This is a genomic window from Fulvivirga sediminis, assembly GCF_016757215.1.
In the GTDB taxonomy this organism is placed as follows: domain Bacteria; phylum Bacteroidota; class Bacteroidia; order Cytophagales; family Cyclobacteriaceae; genus Fulvivirga; species Fulvivirga sediminis.
Genome location: NZ_JAESIY010000003.1, coordinates 37,380 through 48,326 on the forward strand (window position 1 = coordinate 37,380; position 10,947 = coordinate 48,326).

Annotated in this window: 7 protein-coding genes; all 7 read left to right on the forward strand. The window is 36.8% G+C overall.

Annotated features, from left to right (window positions below; all coding sequences use genetic code 11):
* The first annotated feature begins 38 nt into the window (after positions 1–38).
* The 7 genes from JL102_RS06070 (at position 39) to JL102_RS06100 (ending at position 10,882) form a co-directional block, all read left to right on the forward strand.
* Positions 39–602: a hypothetical protein gene (locus tag JL102_RS06070; RefSeq protein ID WP_202243372.1), complete on the forward strand. Its 564-nt coding sequence runs from the start codon at positions 39–41 to the stop codon at positions 600–602.
* A gap of 24 nt (positions 603–626) precedes the next feature.
* Positions 627–1,346 (forward strand): rhomboid family intramembrane serine protease, encoded by a 720-nt coding sequence (locus tag JL102_RS06075; protein ID WP_202243373.1) that lies wholly within the window; start codon positions 627–629, stop codon positions 1,344–1,346.
* 94 nt (positions 1,347–1,440) lie between these two features.
* A complete protein-coding gene (locus tag JL102_RS06080) occupies positions 1,441–2,064 on the forward strand; it encodes an OmpH family outer membrane protein (protein ID WP_202243374.1) in 624 nt (207 codons plus the stop codon).
* 118 nt (positions 2,065–2,182) lie between these two features.
* On the forward strand, positions 2,183–5,347 hold the full coding sequence (locus JL102_RS06085; protein ID WP_202243375.1) for a cyclic nucleotide-binding domain-containing protein: 3,165 nt from the start codon (positions 2,183–2,185) through the stop codon (positions 5,345–5,347).
* A gap of 123 nt (positions 5,348–5,470) precedes the next feature.
* On the forward strand, positions 5,471–8,596 hold the full coding sequence (locus JL102_RS06090; protein WP_202243376.1) for an nSTAND1 domain-containing NTPase: 3,126 nt from the start codon (positions 5,471–5,473) through the stop codon (positions 8,594–8,596).
* An 88-nt stretch (positions 8,597–8,684) separates the two neighbouring features.
* Positions 8,685–9,689: an outer membrane beta-barrel protein gene (locus JL102_RS06095; RefSeq protein ID WP_202243377.1), complete on the forward strand. Its 1,005-nt coding sequence runs from the start codon at positions 8,685–8,687 to the stop codon at positions 9,687–9,689.
* Entirely contained in the window at positions 9,686–10,882 is a 1,197-nt protein-coding gene (locus tag JL102_RS06100) for a hypothetical protein (protein WP_202243378.1), read from the forward strand. Before JL102_RS06095 ends, JL102_RS06100 begins: the two co-directional genes overlap by 4 nt.
* The last annotated feature ends 65 nt before the right edge of the window (positions 10,883–10,947 follow it).

Below are 10,947 nucleotides of genomic sequence, written 5' to 3' on the forward strand. Positions count from 1 at the left end.
AATTTAAGAATAAAGTATTATTAGAACTGTTACATTTTATGGGTCATTTAAATAAGGGATATGATGAGTTGGTATTAAAGGAATACCAGAAAAAAATGAAGGAAGCAGGGACCAATCATTTAGTGATAGACTCAGAGGATAATTCTGATGAGTATGTTAACTTTTATTTTATTGGTAAGTATGAAGGGCGCGATGTGTTGTATGATGCCGTGCTCTATACATTAAGATTACATCATAATAGTGAGTTGTACGAAATAGCAGAGCACCGTGCAGCGAATCATTTTCCTGAATTTAAAAGTATAAAATATGAGGAAGATGAAAACGGAGATCTGGAAATATTAGATTCTCTGGAAGAAGAAATAGGACTTTTTATGGCAGAAGTAATTACTGAACTGGAAGAAGAAGGTGACATAAAGGTTCAGGAGCATGTGGAGATTGACCCTAAGGTTGATTTCGGTGTAGGGCTAGATGCAGGCCTAAACGTTGATAAAATATCACCAACTGTGATATCTAAATTTGTGAAGAGTTATAATGAAGATAGTTTGAAGTTAGATCAAACCATGTACTCTTTTCAAACAGAAGATGAAGAGCTGGTGAAATAGTTAGGAAATTTACATAATAGAGGTATGGTACAGTCAGGGGTTAAACTAAGAAGAAGTATATATTATACCTTGGCTTTTGTATCTATTATTTGGATAGTCAAAATCATTGAATACACCTTTCACTATAATTTCGGTGATTTTGGCATACTTCCCCGCACAGTAAGTGGTTCTATAGGCATTTTCACGGCTCCTTTTATACATGGAGATGTTTATCATTTACTTTCAAACACCTTTCCTCTTATTTCTTTAGGAATAGGCATATTTTACTTTTATGATAAAATTGCTATCACAGTAATTTTATTAATATATATTATGACGGGGTTTTGGGTATGGGTAGCAGCTCGAGATGCTTATCATATAGGTGCCAGTGGTGTTATATACGGCATGCTCACTTTTTTATTGTTGAGCGGTTTTCTTAAAAGGGACGCCAAATCCCTGGCAGTTTCATTTATAGTGCTTTTCATTTATGGAGGATCTTTTTTTACAGGAGTAATTCCGGGAGATCAGGCGGTTTCATGGGAATCTCACCTTATGGGAGCGATAGCAGGAATATTTTGTGCTATTTACTTTAGGAAATTTGGAGTTGTAAAAAGAACTAAAATAGAAGAATCAGCAGCCAGCATACCTACTTATGTATATCACTATACAAATGCTGAGATTGACGAGGCTGAAGAGATTTTGAATAAGAAGAAAAATAACACCATTATATATACGATAGATTCACCTTTTGAAGAATTAAAATAAGAACGTTTGCTTAATTATTAAAAAAGCAGGATTAGTAATTCTCTTTAATCTTTACTTTATTTGCCGACTAATTAAAAACAAAAATTCAAATAAGGTGAAAAATCTATCTTTAGTACTTAATGTAGTTCTACTCATCGCTGTTGGTGTTTTATATGTATTACATTTTTCAGGAGGTAAGTCTGGGGAGCAAGAAGAAGAAAAAGGATTGCTTCAATCTTCTGCATATTCTGTGGCTTATGTTGATTCTGATTCTGTAGTTAAAAACTATGACTTCTTTAAGAAGAAGCAGGAAGAGTTAACAGCTAAGTCTGAGAAGCTTCAAAATGAATATAAAAACAGGGCAGAGGGTTTACAAAGAGAGGTAAATGACTATCAAAGAAATGTAAACAACCTTACTATAGGTCAGGCTAAAGCATTAGAGGAAGACCTAATGAAAAAACAGCAAAACCTAAGAATGTATCAAGAAAGCCTTTCTCAGCAGCTTATGCAAGATCAGAATAAGGTGCAGGCAGAATTATATGAGAAGGTATCAGAGTTTCTTAAAGGATACAGCTCTAAAAAAGGACTTGAGTTAGTAGTTCAATATACTCCTGGTAGTGATGTGCTATATGCTAATGATAGCATGAATATTACAGGAGATGTAATTAAAGGATTAAATGAAGCTTACAATAGTGAGGTTAATTCTCCTGAAGAGGATTCTACAGTTGTAAGTGAATAAGATTATAGAATCGAATGAAACCACAAGCCCGCTTCTTAAGAAGCGGGCTTTTTTAGTATATTAAGGGTTGTATATTGTTTCTGATATTTTTATATTTTGATTTTATAAAGTTCGGGAAATGATTAAAACCCTATTTTTAGCTCTCAATGTAAGAAAGGAAGAAGAGAGGCAGGTTTTACTGTTATTAGGTAAAGGTTTTTTTATGGGCATATTTCTGGCTAGTTATCAGATTAGTGCAGAAACATTGTTTCTAAATCGACTGGAAGATTACCTGAAAGAGGCTATAATGATCTCTGGTTTTCTGGGAATAGTTATAACAGCCTTATTTGCTTATTTACAAAACCGTGTAGACTTTTCTAAGCTAGTTGTTGGTAACCTAATAGGCATATTTGGTTTTATAGCAGGAGTATATTTGCTCTTTAAGTTGGGAGACCCAGAATGGCAAGATGTTTTGATATTTCTCATGTTTGCCATGATAGGCCCTATTCTTGCCGTTTCGTTGCTAGGCTTTTGGGGAGTATTTGGTCGGATGTTTGATTTAAGGCAGTCCAAGCGAATCATAGGGGGCATAGACATAGGCCAGCTCACGGCTTCTATTCTCATTTCTTTTTCTATTCCATTTTTAGAACCTTTTTTGCCTAATACTACTTCCTATTTGCTTATCAGTGGTGTTTGTGTTTTGATATCACTGTTTTTTCTCTCAATTATTACCAAAAGATATGACCTTAAAAAGGCCGAGCTTTCTACTAGTAAAAGCGAGGCTTCAAAAACGGGTGTTCAGCATCTTATAAAGAACAGGTATGTAAGGTTGCTGTCTTTTTTCTTGCTCTTTTCAATGGTGGCTTTCACCCTGGTGCAATATTCTTTTCAGAATGTAGTTGCGCAGCAATACCCTGAAGAAGGTGAGCTCAGAAACTTTCTGGCCATATTCAATGGATCTATACTGGTACTCAGCTTTTTACTCCAAACTTTTGTTAACGACAGAATAATAGGAGAGTACGGTTTAAAAGTTTCTCTTCTCGTGCTTCCAATAATATTGTCTATACTAACCGTGGGAGCCCTTTTGGCAGGCACCTTGTTTGGCTATACGCCTGAGGCAGGAACTTACTTTATTTGGTTTTTCCTATTTATTTCTTTGAGTCGATTGTTCAATTTCTCTCTCAGAGATTCACTGGAGAACCCTACCTTCAAACTGTATTTCATGCCTCTGGATAACAGGGTTCGATTCGATATACAAACAAAGGTAGAGGGTGTGGTAAATGAGGCCTCACGCTTTATTGGAGGGGTACTGATTATAGGCCTTTCATTGATCTCTTTTTTTAACCTCATACATTATTCTTATGCCTTAATATTGGTGATAATCGGCTACTTTTTTATAATAGGTAAACTATATGCAGAATACAGGGATAGTATAAGGCATAAATTGCAAGATCAGCAAGACTCTTTTTATGAAGAAGTACTTAGCCCTCAAGAGAGGTTGTTTAAACGCCTTAATGCAGCTCTTACAGTGGATAGGTCTAATAAAGTGGTATTTTCATTTAAACTTCTTGAGAAACTAGACCCACATAACCTTCCTAAATATATTAACAGCTTAATGGGGCATGGTGCAGCCGAAATTCGCGATTTTGCGCAAAATAAAATCAATGAAATAAAAGGTATTTCAATTTCTGATAGATATGTGATTAATATGTCCGGTAATCAGGAATTAAGTGGTAAGCAGCTAGTAAGCGGCACCGATGTTTTGGACCTTTTTCAATCAGGAAATGTGACCAAAGCCAGGTTAAGCAGGCTATGTAAGTCCGAAAATAGTGAGGATCGCCAATATGCTACTGAGTTGCTCAATAATAGTAATGAAGAGGAGCATATCCCTTTTTTGATAGAACTACTGATGGATATGGATCATAAAGTGAGGAATAGTGCTATTAAAACAGCTCAGGAAAAATACAATAGGGAGGTGCTTAACATGTTATTAGAAAACCTCAGCTATTCAGCCTATAGTATTCAGGCTGGTAATACCCTAACTTATATAGGGGAAGATGCTTTAGACGTGCTAGATAGTGCTTTTTATAAGTCTGGCCAATCATATCAGGTTATGCTCAAGATTATACAAATTATTGGCCGTATAGGAGGTAAAACGGCCGAAGAGATGCTATGGTCTAAAATAGACTTCCCTGATAAGTTATTAATGTCTCAGGTTCTTTTGGCATTGGGTTTAAGTGAGTTTAAAGCTGACTTTACTCAAATACCCAGGATTAAATATGGAATAGAATCTGATATTGAAGATATCGCATGGAACATTAGTGCCATAACTGAAGTAACAACTGAGCAGTTCGGTAGAGAAATAAAACTGGCTTTGGAAGAAGAGATAAAGTATGACATAGAACATATTTATATGCTGTTGTCTATGCTGTACGATGCCAAATCTATACAATTAGTGAAACAAAATATAGAAAGTGGCACTAGTGAAGGTATTACCTATGCTATAGAACTTCTGGATGTATTCTTATCAGAAGACCTTAAACAACGTATAATTCCAGTTTTGGATGACCTCAATTTCGCCGAAAAAGCACGTAAGTTGGAGTTTTACTTTCCTCGGCAAAAACTGGATTCTAAGCTGGTCTTAAAGTTTTTGCTTAATAGGGATTTTGCGCAGACTAATCGCTGGACCAAAGCCTGTATAATCTTTCAGATTGGTCTTTTGAAAATTTCTGACTTTACATATGATTTGATTGCCAATTTGTTTAATCCTGATAGCCTGATAAGAGAAATAGCGGCCTGGGCACTTTATGAGATAGACCCCGCGCTATATACAGCTAATGTTAAGAGAATTGAGAAAAACAGAAAGCGAGAGCTGGATGAGCTAGTCTTGATATCTACCAAGAGTTCGAAAACCTGGAGGTCATTGAAATTTGAAAAAATCATTTTTTTAAAAAATATACCTGTATTTAAAGGTGTTTTTGGGTTGACAATTGCCGGAGTTGTGGATGCCATTGAAGAAGTACAATTAAAGGAAGGGGAGGTCTTAAAAATAGATGAGCACTATAATGATAATTTTTATATAGTGTATTCAGGTACTATTAACATTTATGAAGAAGGTAAATTGAAAGATGAAATTAAAACCGGAGAGTTTATTGGTGAATTGATGATCCGAGCAAAGCAATCAGGAAATAATTATATGAGGGCGGAAAATGATACGGTGCTATTTAAAATTAAGAAGGATAACTTTTATGAACTCTTGGCTGATAACATTAATCTGGCAGATAAAATAGTGGAATATGTTTAATGATCAGCAATCTATTTGCTTGATTTTTTGTATTTTAAACAGTAAGTTAATTAACTTAAATTTTACTTTTTAAAATCATTACCGTCATTTTTATTTTTTAAGCTGTAGGTTGGCTTACGCCCGATGTTGAGATACGATACAAAAATAGGTGATCATGATGCTTCCAGTAGTGAATTGGGTAATCACATGCTATTGGGAAATAATCCTTTTCCAGGATTAAGAGCTTTTAGTATCGATGAAAGTCATCTGTTTTTTGGAAGGGAGAGGCAGGTCAATGAAATTACTGTAAAGCTTTCGGCAAACAGATTTGTTGCCGTGATGGGGTATTCTGGTAGTGGTAAGTCGTCACTCATGTATTGCGGGCTTATTCCGGTACTTCATGGGGGGTTTTTAGAAGAAACAGGCCCCAACTGGAATGTAGTTACTACCAGGCCAGGCATGTCTCCTATTGATAATCTGGCTCATTCATTACTGAAGGCATCTTCTGATTATAATGAACAGACTTCTGAAGAGCGAATGCTCAATCAATCGTTACTTACTTCTATTCTCAAAAGTGATTCTCATGGACTTATTAAAGCCGTAGACCATATAAAACGTGAGGATAGAGAAAACACTTTAATTCTGGTAGATCAGTTTGAGGAGTTATTTACCTATCGATCAGATGAAGAAAACGATGTTTCAGAACAGGCTAAGGTTTATGTAAACCTATTGCTAGAAGCTTGTCATGTTGATGATTCTCCGATATATCTGGCCATTACTATGAGGTCTGATTACGTTGGTAAATGCGCCTTGTTTTCAGGACTTACACAAATGATTAATCAGAGTAATTATCTGGTGCCTCAGATGAATCGAGAGCAAAAGCGAAAAGCCATTGAAGGGCCTATTGCAGTAGGAGGAGGAGAGATTTCTGGTCGATTGTTAAAGCGATTGCTCAATGAAATAGGTGATAATCAGGATCAGCTACCAATTTTACAGCACGCGCTCATGCGTACGTGGGATTACTGGGTTAAGAACCATGAAGAGGAAGAGCCGCTAGATCTAAGGCATTATAATGCAATAGGAAAGATAAGCCAGGCCCTATCACAGCATGCCGATGAAGCCTATGATGAGCTGAGCCCTTCTGATCGTGAAATAGCGGAAATTCTATTCAAGAGTCTCACAGAAAAGACCATCGATAACTTTGGGCGTAGAAGGTCTGTGAAATTGTCTTTGGTAGCAGAGCTGGCTGGGGCTAATGATTCAGAAGTGATAGAGGTGATTGAGAAGTTTCGTCAGCCAGGCCGATCATTTTTGATGCCAGGAGCAGGAGTGTTTTTAACGCCCGAATCTATAATAGAGATATCACATGAGAGCTTAATGCGTATCTGGACACGCCTAAAGGTGTGGGTAGAAGAAGAGCATGAATCAGCTATGATGTATCGTAGGTTGTCTGAAGCCGCCGCAATGTATCAGGTAGGTAAAACTGGATTATGGAGGCCTCCCGACTTGCAGCTGGCATTAAACTGGCAAAATAAGCAAAAACCTACCAGAGCTTGGGCTCAAAGGTATGATGAGGCCTTTGAAAGAGCCATAGTATTTTTAGATACTAGCCGTATTACCTATGAGGCAGAACAAAAGAATCAGGAGTTATTACAAAAAAGAATTCTGAAGAGAGCCAAAGTAGTAGCTGTAATCCTCGGCGTATTTTTGCTAATATCTATATTCTTGTTTTTATTGGCGTTTACAAGAAATATTGAAGCTCAAAAACAGGCAGACCTTGCCATCATGAGTCAAAAAGAAGCTACGGAGCAGCGAGATATAGCCAGAGACAAGGAGAAGGAAGCCAGAGATCAGCGAATTTTGGCTTTGCAAAGGGAGCAGGAAGCCACTGAAGCTAAAATAAAGGCAGAAAGGGCGCTCGAAGATGCCGAAGAACAAAGAAATTTTGCTTTGAAGCAATATTTATATGCTCAGCAGCAGACCAATATAGCAGAGTCGGCCAAGCTAAAGGCAGATAGAGAAAGGATTAATGCGGAAGAACAAACCATCATAGCCCGCGAAAATAAAGACCGCGCCGAGAAGTTACTCTACCAATCTATAGCTCAGTCGATGGCCGTTAAATCTTTGGATATAGAAGATAATAATCTCAAAGGTTTATTAGCTCAGCATGCATTTATATTTAATGTAGAGCACGATGGTAGCGAGCATGATCCTTACATTTATAATGGGTTATATTCAGCTCTGGCTCAAATAAGTGGCAGGGTATATAATACTATTGATGGTAAGCAAAGAAATTCCATTAAGTCGGTAGTGTTTACCAGCGAAGGAGATACTTTCTACAGTGCGGGGAGTGAAGGTAAGATCGTATACTCTTCAATATCTGACCCTAGTAATTCTACTGTAGTGGCTTATAATAAGTACCCTAATCGAGTATTAGCTTTAAGCTCAGATGACAATTGGCTGGTCAGTGGTAGTGACTCGTCATATATTAAAATTTATAATTTGAGAGAGCTAGGAAAAGCAGAGCTGCTTTACGGACATAAAAGCTTTATTAATGATATTCAATTTATACCTAATTCTCAGCGATTTGTAAGTGCAGGTGAAGATGGTCAGCTACGCTTGAATAATGTGGTAAGTCAAGTAGGAGGTTTAATAACTACAACAGAAGAACCTTTAAAAGTTTTAACGATCAATGAAAGTGGAACCTTGGTTGCAGGCAGTACAGTGTCTGGCAAAGTGATCTTAGTGGATTTAAGAACTGGAAAAAAAGGAGTGCTCATTGATAAAGAAGGTACACCCGTGCATGCCGTTTGCTTCAGTCCAGATGGCGATCAATTGGCCATAGGAGATGAAAAGGGGATTATTGGAATATACTCGGTCTCTAGTGGGGATCTCCAGAGAGAGTTTGTTGGTCACAAAGGTAGGGTAAGTGCTATTAGATATAATAATGAAGGCAGTTTATTGGCGTCTGCGAGTTTAGACAGAACTATTCAAATATGGGTGACTGATGACTTTAATGAATTACCGCTGAAAATGTCAGACAATGATGCCTATGTCTGGGATATTAAATTTAGTCCTGACTCTAATTATTTATTAGCTGCTTGTGGAGATGGAGAGCTACGTGTATGGCCTACCAAACTCTCACTTATGGCTGAAAAAATGTGTTCTGTACTTGAAAGAAATATGACTGAAGAAGAATGGAATACCTATGTAGGGCACGATATTCCTTTTCAAAGCACCTGCATAAACCTGTTATTAGATAGTCACTAAAATGAAAGGAGTACGGTTTTTCATCGTTTTTATTTTTTATCTGCCTTGTATATTATGTCAGGCGCAATCTTGCACTGATGTTCTAAATATGGCCAGGGAAAATTTTGATGCCGGACATTTTTACGTTATTCCTGATTTAATAGATCCTTGTCTGAAAAGTGGTTTTAAAAGAAATCAGAAAATTGAGGCTTATTATTTATTATCTAGAACATACTTGTTTCTGGATAAGCCTGATAAAGCTGAAGAAAGCTATCTTAACCTCTTAAAAGAAGACCCTGAATACACTCTGAATGAAGAAGAGGACCCCATAGACCTTGTTTATCTAAGCAGGAAATTTATTACCACTCCCGTTTTTGCTTTTTATGCAGGTGCAGGTTTCAACCTTAGCTCTGTTAACGTATTATCCAATTATGGCATGGATAATACCCGTAATTCAAAAGAAGAATACGGCAATGGTTTAGGAGTGCAGGTGAAGGTAGGTGCAGAATGGAATGTTAGTGACTTTTTAAGTGTAGGTTTAGAACCTTCTTTTTTTACGCGTTCCTATACTTATGATAATACTATTTTCATATTTGATAATCAAGAATATAGTGAAAATCAAATAGGCTTTCAAGTTCCATTATTTTTGAAATACAGAAGAAGGTTGGGTAAGATAACACCTTATGTTTATGCCGGCTTCGGCGTTGATATTCTTTCTAATGCAAATGCTAAAATTAGGTATAATGATAGAGACCTTGACACTCAGAGCGAATACCCGGTTACAGGTCCTGAGTTAAATATTAATAATTTGAGAAGGCGAACAAATAGTTTCGTTTTGTTGGGGATTGGGGCTAATTACCGCTTGGGGAATAATTACATATTCTTTGATATAAGATATAGTGCCCTCCTTAGGAATATTGTGAAGGAGGAGAATCGATATAGTAATTTGGCTTTCAATTATATCTATAGTTACGTGGATGATGATAAAAGACTGAATAATTATGCTTTTTCAGTAGGCTATTTATGGCCACTTTACAAACCACGTAAAGTCAAAAAAAATAATAATGAAGGATTTTTTAATAAATTATTTAGCAAGGGAGGACGAGGTAAATGAAGGAGAAACTGATTGTTATCGGCCTATTTTTTATCCTCTGTACAGCTTGTGACACAGAGAACAATATTGAAACGTATTATTCCGATTATTTTATAAAATACTATGGTGTTGATGGTGATCAGGAAGGGGTAGATTTTGAGGTTTTACCTGATGGTTATTTAGTATTAGGTAAAAATGTATATACCAATACTGTTTTTTTAGTACGAACGGATTTTTCTGGTAATGAGCTATGGAGTAAACAGTTTGGAGAAGGGGCCGATGAGGTCGTGGATATGGTGGTGAACCCAGATGCGGGTTATATGGTGGTAGCTAACACACGGGCAGGAACCCCAAATAGTAAGGTAATGGTATTCAATGTAGATAATCAGGGTAGTGTGGTTCAATTAGATACTTTTGGCCTTGCTGGGTATGACGTACATGCCTCATCTATTACTACCACCAGATCAGGAAGATTTATCATTACAGGGTATACAAATAAGGTGAGTACTACAGGAAATTTGGATGTATCCGATCTTTTTTCGTTTGAAATAGATGAGAATATGACCGCACAGAGCCTATGGCGCAGCACCTATGGGTGGGATGGAGAAGATTTAGGGATCAAGATTTTAGAAAGGGATAATGGTTATGTCTTTTTTGGGACTACTGATCATAAAACTTCTAATAATATTCCTCGGGATAGAACCAACATGTTTTTATTTCCTATTAACAGTATAGGAGATCAGACATCTACCTTCCCTTTGCAGCTATACGGAACCAATGCGGCGGAAGTAGCCGCTGATATTGTAGGGTTAAGGGATGGAGGATACGCTATGGTTGGAGCTAGTATAAATGGAGCTAGGAGAACACCTTTCATGGTGAGAGTTACAAGTAATGGCACTACTATTTTTCAAAATCAGTTTACCGATATAGGTAGTATGGAATTGAAGTCAGTTGTTCAGTCAGCAGATGGAAACTTTTTAGTGCTCGGAGTCCTTTATGAAGATAATGGGAGCAACATCACTATATTGAAAATTGCTGCTGATGGAAGGCTTCTATGGTATAGGCTTTTTGGAGGTGAGGATTCTAATTTGCCTGGTAGAATTAAAGAATTAGAAGATGGGTCCATTTTATTTGTTTCTACCATTGAGTTAGAGAATCAAACAAAAATGGCCTTGATTAAAGTTACTCCAGCGGGTGAGTTAACCCATCAATGATGAATTCAGGTTACTTTAAGTCTTTAAACCTGATTTAAAGATACAATATACTGTGCTTAATTTTA

Bases quoted from the DNA above. Each gene is read 5' to 3' on its own strand.
- JL102_RS06070 (WP_202243372.1), top strand. From the start codon at position 39: ATGGGTCATTTAAATAAGGGATATGATGAGTTGGTATTAAAGGAATAC.
- JL102_RS06075 (WP_202243373.1), top strand. From the start codon at position 627: ATGGTACAGTCAGGGGTTAAACTAAGAAGAAGTATATATTATACCTTG.
- JL102_RS06085 (WP_202243375.1), top strand. From the start codon at position 2,183: ATGATTAAAACCCTATTTTTAGCTCTCAATGTAAGAAAGGAAGAAGAG.
- JL102_RS06090 (WP_202243376.1), top strand. From the start codon at position 5,471: ATGTTGAGATACGATACAAAAATAGGTGATCATGATGCTTCCAGTAGT.
- JL102_RS06095 (WP_202243377.1), top strand. From the start codon at position 8,685: ATGGCCAGGGAAAATTTTGATGCCGGACATTTTTACGTTATTCCTGAT.
- JL102_RS06100 (WP_202243378.1), top strand. From the start codon at position 9,686: ATGAAGGAGAAACTGATTGTTATCGGCCTATTTTTTATCCTCTGTACA.